Here is a 16323-nt window from a genome sequence, read left to right as displayed (position 1 = left end):
GCATGGTCCGCCTCGCTCGCAACATCTTGTTTTTACTCAGAGGGGCGACGCGTAATTTACCCTATATTGCCATCTGCGTAACGACACGCGATGTCAAGAGAGTAACTGACCGAACATGCCCCGCACCAAAAGCAAGCCTGATTGGACCCTGGTTCCCGCAGCGGAGGAGGACATCGATGTCCTGCGAGAAAAATGCCGCCGTCGGGTCGCAAGACATGCCGCTGTTTCTGCCGGCGCCGCCATGGTCCCGGTTCCGGGTGTTGACATCGCTGTGGATGTTGTTCTTCTTGCCAAATTGATCGGCGAGATCCATTCCGAGTTCGGCTTGACGGACGAGCAGATCGGTCGCTTCCTGCCAGACGCGGCGGCAAGGGTGCTCCCCGGCTTGCTCGGCGGTGGAGGCGTGCTTGCAGTGCAGTCGGTCGTGCGAGCGCTGCTTGTGCAATTGCTCAAGCGTGTTGGCGTAGAAGTTGTTGCCGAACGCGCACTGAAGGTCATGCCTTTTGCGCGACAGATTGCCTCGGCGGCCTTCAGCTACGCAGCGTTTCGTGCGGTTGCTTATCAACACATCGAAGAGTGTGCCGAGGTGGCGGAAGAAGCGATCGACATGCGGGCGAGTCCCGTGCATTGAGCCGTCAAGCCAACAGCGCAACGGTTTCGCCAGTGCGATTGAATGCGAAGGGTAAAAGCAAAAACGCCAGCTTCGAGAAGCTGGCGTTTTCTTGGGAATTTTTTGGTGGCCCGGGGCGGAATCGAACCACCGACACAAGGATTTTCAATCCTCTGCTCTACCAACTGAGCTACCAGGCCAAGGCGCGCAAGTATAGCAAAACTGTTGGAATTTGCAAGGCTTTTTGCGAGGCAGATCATGCCGCAACGGCTATAATGCCTTCTGCACGCTTCGCTTTTTATTTCAATCAGGCACTTGCTTCATGCATTTTCAAAGCAATATTTGTGTTGTCGGGAACGGCGCCGTCGGGAAGGCCGCTGCCCTCGGTTTTGCCCAGGCCGGCCTCAGCGTCACCCTGTTGAGTCCCTCTGATTCGGCTGCTGCGCCAGCGCAATCGGCAGGCTGGGACGTGCGCGTCTATGCCTTGAACCACGTCGCGCATGATCTGCTTTCGTCCTTGAAGGTTTGGCAAGCGCTCGACGCATCGCGTGTGGCACCGGTCGATACGATGATCGTCAAAGGCGATGGCGAACAGGCGGGCAATCTCGCCTTTGACGCCTATGGTGCGCGTACCGGTGCGCTGGCGTGGATCGTCGAAGACAGCAATTTGAATTCGGCTCTCGATGCGGCGCTCAAGTTCGCGCCCAATATGCGCATCGTGAGCGGTCGTGCCGCACGCCTGTGCGCCGATTCGGCGGGCGCCACCGTCCAGCTCGACAACGGCGACCTGATCGAGGCGTCCCTGATCGTGGGTGCGGACGGTGCGCAATCCTGGGTGCGCGCGCAGTGCGATATCGGCATTGACTACCGGTCGTATGGCCAGCGTGCCATCGTCACCAATTTCGAATGCGACAAGCCCCACCACGACACCGCTTATCAATGGTTCACTTCGTCGGAAGGCATCGTGGCGCTCTTGCCCTTGCCCGGACAGCGCACCTCGCTGGTCTGGTCGGCGCCGGAGACCTTGGCGCAAATCTTGTTGCGCGAGCCGCTCATGCAATTGGCGGAGCGAGTCACCCAGCTATCCGGACACCAGCTTGGCCAGCTTCGCCCGCTGCAGCCTGAGCTGGTCAAGGCTTTCCCGCTCAGTCTGCTGCGTCCGCATTCCATCGTCGCGCCACGCGTCGCCCTGATTGGCGATGCCGCGCATGTCGTGCACCCGCTGGCCGGTCATGGCATGAACCTTGGCTTTGCGGATGTCGCGGCGCTGGTCAAGCTTGTCTCCGAGCGTGAACCGCATCGCGACTGCGGCGATGAGCGCGTTCTCGGGCGTTACGCGCGCGCCCGCAAGGAGGATATTTTCCTCATGCAGGCAGCGACCGACGGATTGGAACGTTTGTTTTCGACCGATTTTGAACCGCTGCGCCTTGTACGCAACATAGGATTGAACTTGGTCAACAAGCTACCGGTCTTAAAACGAGCCCTGATTTCCCATGCAATGGGGAAAAAGCCATAGCACAACGGAAAGATGAAACAAAAGACATGATGAAATTGACAAAATTGGCCGCAATCGGCGTGCTGAGCCTGGCGAGCGGATTGGCGTTGGCACAAACTCCGCAGGAAACGGCCATCAAGAAGGCGATCGAACCGCGCCTGGGCGACGGGGCCAAGATCGATTCGATCACCAAGACGCCGTATGGCGGCTTGTATGAAGTACGCATCGGCAGCGATATCTTCTATACCGATGCCAAGGGCGAGTACTTGTTCATCGGTCGCATTGTCGACACCAAGACGTTCACCGATCACACCAAGGCGCGTGTCGATGACCTTACCAGGATCAAGTTCTCCGACCTGCCGCTCGAGTCGGCGCTGAAGACGGTCAAGGGCAATGGCAAGCGGGTCATCGCTGTATTCGAGGACCCGAACTGCGGCTATTGCAAGCGCTTCCGGCAGACCTTGAGCGAGATGGACAATTTGACCGTCTACACCTTCATGTACAACATCCTGGCCGAGGATTCGGCAGTCAAGTCGCGCAACATCTGGTGTTCCGCGGACCGCGCAAAGGCTTGGGATGAGTGGATGCTGAAAGGCAAGGCGGCCGAAGCAGCCCCGGCCAATTGCACTGCACCGAACGACAAGATCCTGGCGCTCGGCCAAAAGCTCAAGGTGACCGGCACGCCAACCATCTTCTTTACTGACGGCACCCGGGTCCCCGGCGCTATCGATCGCGCTGCCCTGGAAAACAAACTGGCCAGCACCAAGTAATCGGCCCGGCTTCGAAAAAAGGCGCACTCCGTCCGGGAGATGCGCCTTTTTCTCATCAACACGCGCTTTCTTGCAGCGAACTATAATCGGGACTCCACCCATGGAGGCACCCAATGTTCAACGCGATTTTGCTTAACAAGAATGAAGATGGCACGACAGATGCCAGGCTGACGCAACTCGATGACGCGCAACTTCCCGCCGATGGCGATGTGACGGTGCGTATCGACTATTCCACAATCAACTACAAGGACGGACTCGCGATCACCGGCAAATCGCCGGTGGTACGCAAGTGGCCCATGGTGCCCGGCATTGACGGTGCAGGTGAGGTGATCGCGTCCTCGCATCCCGACTGGAAGGCAGGTGATGCGTTCGTGCTCAACGGCTGGGGTGTTGGCGAAGTGCACATGGGCTGCCTTGCGCAGCGAGCCAGGCTGAAGGGCGAGTGGCTGATCCCGCGTCCGGCTGGCATGTCCGCGAAAACCGCGATGGCGATTGGCACGGCGGGTTATACGGCCATGCTGAGCGCGATGGCGCTGCAAGAGCACGGCGTGACCAAGGACAGCGGCGAAATCCTGGTTACAGGCGCCTCCGGCGGCGTCGGCAGCGTTGCCATCGCCATCCTGTCCGGCTGGGGCTATCGCGTGGTGGCGTCCACCGGGAAGCTCGCTGAAGTCGATTACCTCAAATCGCTCGGCGCAGCCGACGTCATCGACCGCGCCGAACTGTCAGCGGCCGGCAAGCCCTTGCAAAAAGAACGCTGGGCCGGTGTGGTGGATGCGGTCGGATCGCATACCCTGGTCAACGCGCTTGCGCAAACCCGTTACGGCGGTGTCGTCACGGCATGCGGACTGGCGCAGGGCATGGATCTTCCCGGCAGCATGGCACCATTCATCCTGCGCGGTGTCCGCCTGCTCGGCATCGACAGCGTCATGGCACCCAAGGCAAGGCGGATCGCTGCATGGCAGAGGCTCGCAACTGACCTCGACGCTGCCAAACTGGATGCCATCACGCACGAGATTACATTGGCCGACGCCTTGTCGAAAGCGCGCGACATCATTGAAGGCAAGGTGCGCGGCCGGCTGGTGGTGAATGTCAATGCGTGAGGAAGCGGCATGCATAGCGCCGGCACAAGGCTGACAGGGATTCTGCTTGCCGCCGGTCGCGGCACACGTTTTGATCCCACCGGAGAGCAGAACAAGCTGCTGCAAGTCTTGCCCACCGGTCAGGGCGTAGCGGAAGCGGCGGCGAGAAATCTGCTCACCGTTTTGCCGACCGTGCTTGCTGTCGTTCGTCCAGAACACACTGCGCTTGCGACGCAACTTCGCGCGATCGGCTGCCGGGTATCGGTTTGCATGAATGCCGATGAGGGCATGGCGGCATCGCTTGTTCATGCGCTTGCGCAGACATCGGACGCGCAAGGCTGGTTGATTGCATTGGCGGACATGCCCAATGTACAGCCCGCAACAATCGAAGCACTCAGCAAAGCAATCCGGCACGACACCGACATCGCGGTACCGATGTATCGCGGACAGCGCGGCAATCCCGTGGCATTTGGCCGTGCGCATTTGCCGGACTTGCTGGCCTTGCGCGGCGACCAGGGCGCGCGCCAGGTTCTCAAGACCCGACCCCTGATCGAGGTCGTCACCGACGACGCCGGGATCATGCAGGATATCGATACCATCGCCGACCTTGTCGGCGGCAATGAAAGAAGATAGGACAGGAATGAAAAACACGGTTTTCTACACCATCGTGCCCAAGGATCTGGCAGCGCATCTTTTCGAGGTCACATTGACTGTTGAGAAGCCCGACCCGGACGGTCAAATCTTCTTTCTCCCCGCATGGATCCCCGGCAGTTACATGATTCGCGAGTTCGCGCGCAATATCGTGCGGATCAGCGCGCAGTCCGACGGCGAGAGCGTCGCCCTGAAGAAGCTCGACAAACACAGCTGGCAGGTCTCGCCTTGCAAAGGGCCGCTCACACTCGAGTATGAAGTCTATGCGTGGGATCTCTCGGTGCGTGCCGCGCATCTGGACCAGACGCATGGATTCTTCAACGGCACCAGCGTTTTCCTGAGCGTGCAGGGGCAGGAAAACCTGCCGCACGTTGTCGATATCCGCCGTCCCGAGGGTGATGAGTTTAAGACCTGGCGTGTCGCCACTGCATTGCCGCAGCTGAAGGCGAAGCGCTATGGTTTTGGCACCTATGTCGCAGCGAATTACGATGAGTTGATCGATCACCCGGTTGAAATGGGCACCTTCGACCTGGCGACTTTCAAGGCGCATGGCGTATCGCACGATATCGTCATTACGGGCCGCGTTCCGAATCTCGACATGGCCCGCCTGAGTGCCGACCTGAAAAAAATCTGCGAGGCGCAGATTGCATTGTTCGAGCCGAAAAGCAAGCGTGCTCCGATGGACCGCTATGTCTTCTTGACGCTAGCCGTGGGCGATGGTTATGGCGGTCTTGAGCATCGTGCGTCCACGGCGCTGATCTGCTCGCGCAATGACCTGCCCGTCAAGGGGCAAAAGGAGATGAGCGAGGGCTACCGCACCTATCTCGGACTGTGCAGTCACGAGTACTTCCACACCTGGAACGTCAAGCGCATCAAGCCCGCGGCGTTCGCACCGTACGACCTGCGCACGGAAGGTTATACCTCGCTGCTCTGGCTGTTCGAGGGCTTCACCAGCTACTACGACGACCTGATGCTTGTGCGCAGCGGCGTGATCGATGAGGCTGCGTATTTCAAATTGGTAGGTAAAGCAATCAATGGCGTCTTGCGTGGCAGTGGTCGCACCAAGCAGAGCGTTGCCGAGTCGAGCTTCGATGCGTGGACCAAGTACTATCGGCAGGATGAAAACTCGCCGAATGCGATTGTCAGCTATTACGCCAAGGGTTCGCTGGTAGGGCTGGCGCTCGACCTGACCATCCGGATGGAGACAAAAGGGCGCAAGTCGCTGGACGATGTGATGCGTGCACTCTGGCAGCGTTACGGGTGCGATTTTTATAGCGACATGGGCGGAGCGGGCGTGACTGAAACCGATGTCGAACGACTGTTCGATGAGATCACCGGGTTGAAACTCAAACGCTTTTTCGACCGCTACGTACGCGGCACTGACGATCTGCCGCTGGGCAAGCTGCTTGCGCCGTTTGGTGTCGAGATGTCCGATAAGCGCAAGGATGCCAAGCCGGGTTTGGGCACTCGCACTTCACGGGACGGCAATGACTGCAAGCTGGCCAACGTGTATGAAGGTGGAGCCGCACATCGGGCCGGGTTATCGGCAGGTGACATTCTGATCGCGATGGACGGATTGCGTGTGACAGCGAGCAATTTCGACACGCTGCTGACACGTTATCGGGTCGGAGATGCAGTGACATTGCATGCATTCCGTCGCGATGAATTGATGATGTTCGATGCGACACTCGCCCCCGACGATGCGCCGCAGGTCGCGCTAGCGGGGCAGGCGAAACCCGCAGCGCATGCGCGACTGCGCGCCGCCTGGCTGGGAACGAAATCCGCCGGCTAGCTGTCGCCGAAAAGACGCGCCAGTTCCGCGCCCGGGTTGGGCGCGCGCATGAATGCCTCGCCAACCAGGAAGGCATGCACATCGGCGTCGCGCATGCGCTTCACGTCATCCGGTTTCAGGATGCCCGACTCGGTGACAACCAGTTTTTCCGGCGGAATGCGCGGCAGCAAATCGATGGTGGTCTGGAGCGACGTCTCGAACGTGCGCAGATTGCGATTGTTGATGCCCAGCATCGGCGTTTTCAGTTTCAGCGCGGCAGTCAGTTCGTCTGCATCATGCACCTCGACCAGCACGCCCATGCCGAGCTCATGCGCGCAGGCTTCCAGTTCCGCCATCAAGCCATGGTCGAGCGCAGCAACGATCAGCAGAATGCAATCCGCGCCCCAGGACCGCGCCTCATACACTTGATACGGATCGACCATGAAGTCCTTGCGCAGCACGGGAATCGTGCACGCCGCGCGCGCCTGCTTCAGATAGTCCGGCGAGCCCTGGAAGAATTGCTCATCGGTCAGGACCGACAAGCACGCGGCACCATGTTTTGCATAGGTTTCTGCGATGTCGGCAGGACGGAAATCGGCACGCAGTACGCCCTTCGAGGGGGATGCTTTCTTGACTTCGGCAATCACGCCCGCACGGCCGGCGGAAATTTTTGACCGCAGGCTCGTCTCGAAACCGCGCAGCGATTGGCGCGCTTCATCGTTGGTTTCCACCTCGCGGCGCAGACTGGCCAAGTCGCGATATTTCTTCGCGGCGGCAACTTCGCTGGCCTTGACCTCAAGGATCTTGTTGAGAATGTCGGACATGATCGATCAGTTGGCGGCGCCGAGTCGTTGGGTCGCCTCGACGAATTGATTCAATTTCGCACGCGCCGCGCCCGAGGCAATCGCTTCGCGCGCCTTGTCCAGACCAGCGGCAATCGACGTGGCCACGCCTGCCGCATAAAGTGCGGTACCCGCATTCAGCACAACGATGTCGCGCACCGGGCCGGGTTTGTTATCCAGTGCCTCGAAGATTTTCTCCTTCGATTCCGCCGCGCCGGAAACCTTCAGATTGCGGCTCGCCACCATTTGCAGCCCAAAGTCTTCCGGATGAATTTCATATTCGCGGATCTCGCCGTCGATCAGTTCCCCGACCATGGTCGCGGCGCCCAGTGACACCTCATCCATGTTGTCGCGCCCCCAGACTACCAAGGCATGCTGTGTGCCGAGACGTTGCAATACCCGCACCTGGATGCCGACCAGATCCGGATGAAACACGCCCATCAGGATATTCGGCGCACCGGCCGGATTGGTGAGCGGGCCAAGGATATTGAAAATGGTGCGCACGCCGAGTTCCTTGCGCACCGGCGCTGCATGTTTCATCGCGGCGTGGTGATTAGGCGCGAACATGAAACCGATGCCGGTTTCTTCGATCGATTCCGCAACCTGTTCCGGCTTCAGATTAATATTGGCGCCCAGCGACTCCAGCACGTCTGCACTGCCTGACGAGGATGACACGCTGCGGCCGCCATGCTTGGCGATGCGTGCACCGGCCGATGCAGCGACGAACATCGATGCGGTTGAAATATTGAAGGTATGCGCACCATCGCCACCCGTGCCCACAATATCCAGCAGCTTGCTGGTGTTTCTGGTCGGGACCTTGGTCGAAAACTCGCGCATGACTTGCGCGGCGGCGGTGATCTCGCCGATGGTTTCCTTTTTCACGCGCAAACCCATCGTCAGCGCCGCGATCATGACCGGCGACATTTCGCCGCTCATAATCTTGCGAAACAGCGACAGCATTTCGTCGTGAAAAATTTCGCGGTGTTCGATGCAGCGCAATAGCGCTTCCTGCGGGGTGATTGGCATGGCAATGGCTCCGTGGTATCAGGTATTCAGGAAATTCTTCAACAGTTCATGCCCATGCTCGGACAGGATCGATTCGGGGTGGAACTGCACGCCTTCCACCTTGAACTCCTTGTGGCGCACGCCCATGATTTCGCCGTCCTCCGTCCACGCAGTGATTTCCAGGCAATCCGGCAGCGACTCGCGCTCGATGGCGAGCGAGTGATAGCGAATGACGGTGTACGGGCTGGGCAATCCCTTGAACACGCCGACGCCGGTATGGGTAATCTGTGAAGTCTTGCCATGCATGACCTGCTTGGCGCGAATCACCTTGCCGCCGAACGCGGCGCCGATGCTCTGGTGACCAAGGCAAACTCCCAAGATCGGAATCTTCCCCGCAAATTCCGTCAGCACACCGATCGAAATCCCTGCTTCATGCGGCGTGCACGGGCCGGGGGAAATGCAGATACGATCCGGCTTCAGCGCAGCGATCTGCTCCAGCGTGATTTCGTCATTGCGGAAAGTCCGCACATCTTCACCGAGCTCGCCAAAATACTGGACCAGGTTATAGGTGAAGGAGTCGTAGTTATCAATCATCAGCAACATATCAGATCTCCCCATCCAGTCCGTCTTGCACCTGCTCGGCCGCACGCAATACGGCGCGCGCCTTGTTTTCCGTTTCCTGCCATTCCATTTCGGGAACCGAATCCGCAACCACGCCGGCCGCAGCCTGCACATACAGCGTGCCATCCTTGATCACGCCGGTGCGAATCGCAATGGCCAGATCCATTTCTCCGCCGAACGACAGATAGCCGCACGCGCCACCGTAGATGCCGCGTTTGGTCGGCTCCAGCTCATCAATGATCTCCATCGCGCGGACCTTCGGTGCGCCCGACAGCGTGCCGGCAGGGAAGGTCGCTTTCAGGACATCCAGGTTCGAGAGTCCAGGCTTGAGCGTGCCTTCCACGTTCGACACGATGTGTTGCACGTGGGAATATTTTTCGATCACCAGCTTGTCGGTGACCTTCACGCTGCCGATTTCCGCGATGCGACCGATGTCGTTGCGGGCAAGATCGATCAGCATGACGTGTTCGGCGATTTCCTTCGGGTCGGCCAGCAATTCCTTCGCCAGTTGCGCATCCTTCTCCGGCGTCGTGCCGCGCGGGCGGGTGCCGGCCAGCGGACGGATGGTCACCTTCTTCTGGCCGTCAGGGGTTTGCTCGTTGCGGACCAGGATCTCCGGCGAGGCGCCGACAATCTGCATGTCGCCGAAATTGTAGAAATACATGTAGGGCGATGGATTCAGCGAACGCAATGCACGATACAAGGACAGCGGCGAGTCGACGTATGATTTCCTCAGGCGCTGGCCGACCTGCACCTGCATCAGATCGCCGGCCATGATGTATTCCTTGGCACGCTCGACCGCTTTCAGATAGTCGGTCTTGCCGAAATCGCGCACCGTATCTGTCCGCACCGATGCCGATGTCACCGGCACGTCGACCACGCGGCGCAGCATGGCGCGCAAATCCTTCAGGCGCTGCCGCGCTCTTGAATACGCTTCGGGCTGGGTCGGATCGGCATAGACGATCAGGTAGAGCTTGCCCGAAAGATTATCGATCACCGCCAGTTCTTCGGTCACCAGCAACTGGATATCGGGCAGGCCCAGATCATCTTTCGGCGTGGTGTGCGCAAGGCGCTTCTCGATATGTCGCACCGCGTCGTAACCGAAATATCCCGCCAGTCCACCGCAGAAGCGCGGCATGCCGGGGCGGATCGCCGCCTTGTAGCGCGCCTGGAATTCAGTAATGAATTCGAGCGGATTGCCTTCATGCGTTTCCACCACGATGCCGTTCTTGACCACTTCGGTCCTGGTCCCGTAGCTGCGCATCAGCGTCGTTGCCGGCAGGCCGATGAACGAATAGCGGCCGAAGCGTTCGCCTCCCACGACGGATTCGAGAAGAAAGGTGTTCTTGCCCGCGTTCTGGGTTTGCGCCAGCTTCAGGTACAGCGTGAGGGGAGTCTCCAGATCCGCGAAAGCCTCGGCGATCAGCGGAATGCGGTTATAGCCTTGCGTGGCCAGCGATTTGAATTCGAGTTCAGTCATGTTTCTCTCCGGGCGCTATTGTAGAACGAGCGGGCAATAGCAGGGGATATCAAAAAACGTTGCCAACCGGATAATAGCGGTCAGCGGCAATGGTGGGTTATTCAGCCCAGGATTGCCAGCGTCGCCACAGCCAGGCCTCATACAGGCCCAGCGATGTCACGTCACGTTTTTTGTCGAGAAACATGTGGTTTCGGTTATGCGGAAATAAGATGAGCTGCGTCGAGCAGCGTCGAAACTATACCATCCGAATCGACGTTGTGTATAGATTCCCCATGATTGTACCCGTACGGCACATTCAAGACCCGACACCCCGCCGCGCGCGCCGCCTGGGCGTCGTTTGACGAGTCGCCGATCGCGAGCGCCTGCGCTGGGCGCACCTTGAAATCCTCGCAGACTTTCAGCAGGGGATACGGGTCCGGTTTCTTCTTCGGCAGGGAATCGCCGCCATAGACGATATCGAAATACGGACGCAGGCCGGTTCTTTCGAGCAGCGGCTCGGCGAAATCGATGGGCTTGTTGGTCACGCACGCCAGCCGCAGTCCTTTTGCTCGCAGGATCTCCAGACCTTCATGCACGCCGGGATAAACGCTCGAATACATGCCGTTGATAGCCAGGTAGTGCTTTTGATAGGAAGCCAACGCACGCGGAAAATGCTGTTCGATGCCCTGGTTGTCATAGTCGACGCCGAGCACGCGCCGCATCAGGTTCTCGGTCCCTTTGCCGACGAAATGCGTGATCGTCTCGATGTCCAGCGGATCGAGGCCCAGCTCGGCGCGCATGCGGTTGATCGCCACATGAAAATCCGGCGCCGTATGCACCATGGTTCCGTCCAGATCGATAATGGCGGCGCGAATGTCCGTCAGCACGAGAGCTTCCGCGGCCTTCATACTTGCGCCAGCTGGCTGCGCATGGCGTCGATCACCGCCTTGTAATCCGGCTTGCCGAAGATCGCGGAGCCTGCCACGAAGGTGTCCGCTCCGGCTCGGGCCGCCTCGGCAATGTTCTCGACCTTGATACCGCCATCGACTTCCAGCATGATGTCGCGCCCCGACTCGTCAATGCGATGGCGTACCGCAGCGATTTTCTTCAGCGCGCCGGGAATGAACGATTGGCCGCCAAATCCCGGATTGACCGACATGATCAGAATGATATCGAGCTTGTCCATCACATGATCGAGATAATGCAGCGGAGTCGCAGGATTGAACACCAGCCCGGCCTTGCAGCCGTTATCGCGGATCAGTTGCAGCGAACGGTCGATATGGTCGGATGTCTCCGGGTGGAAGGTGATGATGTTTGCGCCCGCCTTGGCAAAATCAGGAATGATGCGGTCGACCGGCTTGATCATCAGGTGTACATCGATCGGCACCTGCACATGCGGGCGAATCGCGTCGCAGACCAGCGGTCCGACGGTCAGATTCGGAACGTAGTGGTTGTCCATGACGTCGAAATGAATAATGTCCGCGCCGGCGGCTACGACGTTGCGAACTTCTTCACCCAGACGGGCGAAATCTGCAGAAAGAATGCTGGGGGCGATGCGATATGTAGGCATGACGAGCAATATGAATAAGGATCCGGTATTTTACCCTTTCGATCTGTACACAGTCTTGCAATGGCGCCGGAATTCGTGTGCAATGGGTCAGCCCATCGATTTAGTGAAAAGAAAAACAAGGAACACCATGGCATCCTATGAATTTTCGGTAGTCGTGAAGACGCAATATCTCGCCGAACAGTCGGATCCCGACCGCTCCAACTATGTCTTCGCGTACACGATTACGGTCAAGAACACCGGCGATGTGGCCGCGCAGTTGATTTCGCGCCACTGGATCATCGTCGACGGCAACAACCGGATAGAAGAGGTGCGGGGACTGGGCGTCGTTGGTCATCAACCCCTTTTGCAACCCGGCGAGCAGTTCGAATATACCAGCGGCACCGCACTGGCCACGCCGCAGGGTTCAATGGTCGGGACTTATTTTTGCGTGGCCGAAGATGGCGAGCAATTCGAGACGAAGATCCCCGAGTTCATTCTGTCGTTGCCACGCACCTTGCATTGAATTAATGTTGTGAGTCGTCCTTGTGCGGTTGCGATTCTCGCGGCGTTGCTTGATCCGGTTTTTTTCCGGAAAACATCGTCCACCATACGATAAACACCAGCAAAAACAGGGCAATCCCCGCTTCAAGTATTATCAGCCACATAGTCTTCTTGCCATCTCCAATGTTAGTGATCCGTCCAAGTGTACTCGTATCGGTATTGCTCGTCGTCCTCTCCGCGTGCACTACTGTCCAGGTAACCAAGCCTCCCGTTGCGACGCCAAAGCCAGTCGAAGGCCCGAAGGAAATGCTCAGGCCAACAAGCTTTGCAGCGCTTCCAGGGTGGGACAGGGACGATTTGCGTGAAGCAATTCCAGCATTTCTAAGCTCTTGCGAAGTCCTGATCAAGAAGCCAGATTGGAAAGAACCTTGTGCCATTGCTCGCGACGTCGATGCCGGCAGCGAGAAGGCGGTGCGTACCTTCTTTGAGGCGTTTTTGAGCCCTTATCAGGTCATCAACGCGGACGGCACGGACACTGGACTGGTGACCGGCTATTATGAGCCGCTTTTGCGCGGCGCGCGCAGGCGCGGCGGGGCCTATCAGGTGCCGTTGTACCGCACGCCTGAGGACCTGCTCACAATCGATCTCGGTAGCGTCTATCCTGAACTTAAGCACATGCGCTTACGGGGGCGACTAGTCGGCAACAAGGTCTTGCCCTATCTTTCGCGCGCCGAAATGACGCAGTCCAAGCTTCTCGCGGGCAAAGAGTTATTGTGGGTCGACGACCCGATTGAAGCCTTTTTCCTGCAGGTGCAAGGCTCCGGGCGCGTCCAATTGGCGGACACGAAAGAGACGGTGCGCGTGGCTTTCGCCGACCAAAATGGTTACCCGTACAAATCCATCGGCCGGTATCTGGTTGATAAGGGAGAGATGACGCTCGATCAGGCATCCGCTCAGAACATCAGGGCCTGGTTCGCGGCCAATCCCGCGCGCCAGCAGGAACTGTTGAACGCGAATCCAAGCTACGTTTTTTTCAGGGAAGAAAAACTGACGGATCCGAGCAAGGGGCCCAAAGGAGCATTGGGCGTCCCTCTGACGCCGCAGCGCTCAATCGCCGTCGACCCGCAATACATACCGCTGGGCGTTCCTGTCTTTCTGGCGACGACGCAACCCGGCAAGGACGCGCCGCTTCAGCGCCTCATGCTGGCGCAGGATACCGGCGGAGCAATAAGAAGCGCGATACGCGCAGACTACTTTTGGGGTTTCGGCCCCGGCGCGGCGGAAAACGCCGGCAAGATGAAGCAACGCGGGATGATGTGGGTGTTGTTGCCGAAACTTGCCGAGAAGCCGGACATCTCCAGGCAACTCACGGAAAATCGCGAAGGATTCCCACGCTGAAGCCCGTCGGTTCCCTTGCTTGACTTGCACCTGATAGTCAATGTGAGTCCGGCGTTCCCGATATGCCCAGACTAGAGAGGCGTGAATGCCCCTGCCAGTAGTTGGGAGGGGGCCGGTGCTGCCGACTCCGCCTGCATCGTCTGCATGGCGACTGCCAATATCATGTCCTGCGTCGACAGATGAAGCGCGAACCATTGGGGCAAGAGATGATCGGCTACCTCGCGACCCGCCTGAACATCTCCAGCCATTACGCGCGAATGAATATGGTGTAACGCACCCAACACACGTGCATGCTGTTCTTGATGTACGTTCGATGCCGGAAAATCAATTTCTTCCATCCAGCACTCTTCCTGGCGAAATGCCTGCTCAATTCGCCGCACAAAAGCACGATATGCCCCACCAAACTCTTGATCGGTGCTGCGCGATAATTCGTCCATGGCCTGAAACACATCATAATGAAGCCTGTCCATCGACTGCACACCGGATGTCGTCTCAGTTCCCCAAGTCGCAGGCTTCGCTGAAATAAGATCGTCCGGACGGAGGAAACTGGCTTCCACGAGATGGGGCATTTGGGCGCACTCATTCCGAAATGATTCGAATTGAAAACCGCCCAAGGCTCCTTGGCTGCTCCCCGGATCTGATGTATTCCCAGTCGCGCTAAAATCCATTGGTGTCATTGCAAAACTCCCGTCCCGGCTGAGCGCGGCGCCCGCTGCTACCGGTTTGACGTGGATACATTTACCCCGCGCCATCTAATTCGACTGATCCTACGTGTTCAGGATAGGGTGGCTTTGACATGCGTCAAGCCCATAGGGCCATCGAGCGTTTCGCCGTAGCCGCCCGGCTGGTCAAGAGTACAATTGCGCGGTCCGTTTTTTGTCAGGAGCCTTGTATATGAATTATGAAAACATCATCGTGGAGTCCCGCGAAAAAGTTGGAGTGATCCGGTTAAACCGGCCGAAAGCCTTGAATGCGCTTAACGATAAGTTGATGGATGAACTTGGTAATGCGCTACTGACCTTTGACGGTGATGAAAACATCGGCTGCATCGTCATTACCGGAAGCGAAAAAGCATTTGCTGCGGGCGCAGACATCGGTGCCATGGCGAACTACTCCTTTATGGATGCGTATAAGGGTGACTACATCACTCGCAACTGGGAGCAGATTCGACGTGTACGCAAGCCAGTCATCGCCGCTGTTGCCGGCTACGCTCTTGGCGGCGGATGCGAATTGGCAATGATGTGCGACTTCATTATTGCAGCCGACACTGCTAAATTCGGTCAACCCGAAATAAAGCTCGGGACGATGCCAGGCGCTGGTGGTACGCAACGCCTTCCGCGGGCGGTTTCCAAATCGAAGGCAATGGATATGTGTCTCACCGCCCGCATGATGGATGCCGCGGAAGCTGAGCGCGCGGGGCTGGTATCTCGTATTGTTTCGGCAGAAAAACTGATGGATGAGGCGCTTGCAGCAGCGGCCACGATCGCCGGGATGTCGCTCCCGATCGTGATGATGATTAAAGAGTCCGTTAATCGCGCATATGAAACGACGCTCGCAGACGGTGTGCAGTTTGAGCGCCGCCTTTTCCACAGCACCTTCGCCACCGAGGACCAAAAAGAAGGCATGAAGGCATTTATTGAGAAGCGCTTGCCAAGCTTCCGAAACCTTTGATATAGTTCGCCTCCCGTTGAAAAACCTACGCGGAAAACCTCTGTGAGGGAACCGCAAAGCCGTAAGACAACGGGAGAGTAGAAGGTAGATTTAGCAGCGTTAATTTTCAGACTCCGAAGTTAAGCAATTGACCGAATCTGAAAAACGAAGCATAATCTCGCCTCTTTGCCGTTGACGAACAAAACGATTTGTCGATGGTTTGCGAGATGGAAAAAGTCGAGCAAAAAGAAGCGGTTAGGCGAGCAAGTTCATGTGAATCAGAGCTTGACGCAAAGCGAAAAGTGCTTCATAATCTCATTTCTCTGCTGCTGACGAACAAAACGATTTGTCGGCGAGTTGCGAAGCGAAAGCGAGCGACGGCGGAACGAGTTCTTTAAAAAGTAACAGCCGATAAGTGTGGGCGCTTGGTGGAAGGTGCGGCGGCGAGGAATCGCTGCTTTAACTAAAAGCATTAAGTGCTCACAGAGAAATATAGGTAAGATCGCAAGAGATTACCTGTCAGTATTTTGAGTGAGTGACGGTTCTACGGAACCTGCCAGCAATGGCACAACAGAGATTGAACTGAAGAGTTTGATCCTGGCTCAGATTGAACGCTGGCGGCATGCCTTACACATGCAAGTCGAACGGCAGCGCGGGAGCAATCCTGGCGGCGAGTGGCGAACGGGTGAGTAATATATCGGAACGTGCCTTAGAGTGGGGGATAACTAGTCGAAAGACTAGCTAATACCGCATACGACCTACGGGTGAAAGTGGGGGATCGCAAGACCTCATGCTCTTAGAGCGGCCGATATCTGATTAGCTAGTTGGTGGGGTAAAAGCCTACCAAGGCGACGATCAGTAGCTGGTCTGAGAGGACGACCAGCCACACTGGGACTGAGACACGGCCCAGACTCCTACG

At 57.8% G+C, this 16323-nt stretch carries 16 protein-coding genes, 1 tRNA gene and 1 rRNA gene; 10 read left to right on the top strand and 8 right to left on the bottom strand.

Translation table 11 applies throughout. The features are described 5' to 3' along the window. Positions 1-115: 115 nt before the first annotated feature. On the top strand, positions 116-631 hold the full coding sequence (locus E6W33_RS13125) for a hypothetical protein (protein ID WP_136417774.1): 516 nt from the start codon (positions 116-118) through the stop codon (positions 629-631). Positions 632-734: 103 nt separating this feature from the next. Here E6W33_RS13125 and E6W33_RS13120 read toward each other — a convergent pair. Further along, a tRNA-Phe gene (locus E6W33_RS13120) sits at positions 735-810 on the bottom strand. Between the two features lie 122 nt (positions 811-932). Between E6W33_RS13120 and E6W33_RS13115 the strand changes: the two genes are divergently transcribed. The 5 genes from E6W33_RS13115 (at position 933) to E6W33_RS13095 (ending at position 6400) form a co-directional block, all read left to right on the top strand. Next, positions 933-2126, top strand: coding sequence for a UbiH/UbiF family hydroxylase (locus E6W33_RS13115; protein ID WP_136417773.1), 1194 nt, complete (start codon positions 933-935; stop codon positions 2124-2126). Positions 2127-2155: 29 nt separating this feature from the next. Continuing rightward, entirely contained in the window at positions 2156-2875 is a 720-nt protein-coding gene (locus E6W33_RS13110) for a DsbC family protein (protein ID WP_136418049.1), read from the top strand. A gap of 113 nt (positions 2876-2988) precedes the next feature. After that, positions 2989-3978, top strand: a complete 990-nt coding sequence (locus E6W33_RS13105; protein WP_136417772.1) for an MDR family oxidoreductase — start codon at positions 2989-2991, stop codon at positions 3976-3978. Positions 3979-3987: 9 nt separating this feature from the next. Beyond that, complete coding sequence (locus tag E6W33_RS13100; protein ID WP_136417771.1) at positions 3988-4590, top strand: nucleotidyltransferase family protein; 603 nt, start codon at positions 3988-3990, stop codon at positions 4588-4590. A gap of 7 nt (positions 4591-4597) precedes the next feature. Further along, positions 4598-6400: a M61 family metallopeptidase gene (locus tag E6W33_RS13095; protein WP_136417770.1), complete on the top strand. Its 1803-nt coding sequence runs from the start codon at positions 4598-4600 to the stop codon at positions 6398-6400. Here E6W33_RS13095 and trpC read toward each other — a convergent pair. The 6 genes from trpC to rpe all read right to left on the bottom strand — a co-directional run bounded on the left by trpC (position 6397) and on the right by rpe (position 11876). Beyond that, positions 6397-7203: an indole-3-glycerol phosphate synthase TrpC gene (gene trpC, locus E6W33_RS13090; RefSeq protein ID WP_136417769.1), complete on the bottom strand. Its 807-nt coding sequence runs from the start codon at positions 7201-7203 to the stop codon at positions 6397-6399. The genes E6W33_RS13095 and trpC overlap by 4 nt on opposite strands. Before the next feature lie 6 nt (positions 7204-7209). Beyond that, complete coding sequence (gene trpD / locus E6W33_RS13085) at positions 7210-8247, bottom strand: anthranilate phosphoribosyltransferase (protein ID WP_136417768.1); 1038 nt, start codon at positions 8245-8247, stop codon at positions 7210-7212. Between the two features lie 18 nt (positions 8248-8265). Beyond that, on the bottom strand, positions 8266-8829 hold the full coding sequence (locus E6W33_RS13080) for an aminodeoxychorismate/anthranilate synthase component II (protein ID WP_136417767.1): 564 nt from the start codon (positions 8827-8829) through the stop codon (positions 8266-8268). Between the two features lies 1 nt (position 8830). Beyond that, positions 8831-10327, bottom strand: a complete 1497-nt coding sequence (trpE, locus tag E6W33_RS13075; protein ID WP_136417766.1) for an anthranilate synthase component I — start codon at positions 10325-10327, stop codon at positions 8831-8833. 194 nt (positions 10328-10521) lie between these two features. Continuing rightward, on the bottom strand, positions 10522-11214 hold the full coding sequence (locus tag E6W33_RS13070; protein WP_136417765.1) for a phosphoglycolate phosphatase: 693 nt from the start codon (positions 11212-11214) through the stop codon (positions 10522-10524). Beyond that, a complete protein-coding gene (rpe, locus tag E6W33_RS13065) occupies positions 11211-11876 on the bottom strand; it encodes a ribulose-phosphate 3-epimerase (protein ID WP_136417764.1) in 666 nt (221 codons plus the stop codon). The genes E6W33_RS13070 and rpe overlap by 4 nt, the downstream gene beginning before the upstream one ends. Positions 11877-12003: 127 nt before the next feature. Here rpe and apaG point away from each other — a divergent pair, with 127 nt between their 5' ends. Next, a complete protein-coding gene (apaG, locus tag E6W33_RS13060; RefSeq protein WP_136417763.1) occupies positions 12004-12378 on the top strand; it encodes a Co2+/Mg2+ efflux protein ApaG in 375 nt (124 codons plus the stop codon). Positions 12379-12539: 161 nt separating this feature from the next. Next, complete coding sequence (locus tag E6W33_RS13055) at positions 12540-13754, top strand: murein transglycosylase A (protein ID WP_136417762.1); 1215 nt, start codon at positions 12540-12542, stop codon at positions 13752-13754. 71 nt (positions 13755-13825) lie between these two features. Here E6W33_RS13055 and E6W33_RS13050 read toward each other — a convergent pair whose 3' ends face one another. Then, positions 13826-14431 carry a hemerythrin domain-containing protein gene (locus tag E6W33_RS13050; protein WP_168798638.1) on the bottom strand — a complete coding sequence of 202 codons (606 nt, stop codon included), beginning with the start codon at positions 14429-14431 and terminating at the stop codon, positions 13826-13828. A gap of 217 nt (positions 14432-14648) precedes the next feature. Here E6W33_RS13050 and E6W33_RS13045 point away from each other — a divergent pair, with 217 nt between their 5' ends. After that, the gene (locus E6W33_RS13045) at positions 14649-15425 is read left to right on the top strand and encodes an enoyl-CoA hydratase (RefSeq protein WP_136417760.1); all 777 of its coding nucleotides are present in this window, start codon (positions 14649-14651) and stop codon (positions 15423-15425) included. A gap of 558 nt (positions 15426-15983) precedes the next feature. Continuing rightward, positions 15984-16323 (top strand): 16S ribosomal RNA (locus E6W33_RS13040); the annotation flags it as partial.

The organism is Herbaspirillum sp. ST 5-3 (assembly GCF_004804275.1).
Taxonomy (GTDB): Bacteria; Pseudomonadota; Gammaproteobacteria; order Burkholderiales; family Burkholderiaceae_D; genus Noviherbaspirillum.
The sequence above is the reverse complement of the archived record's forward strand: the minus strand, read 5'-3'. Positions and strand labels throughout refer to the sequence as shown.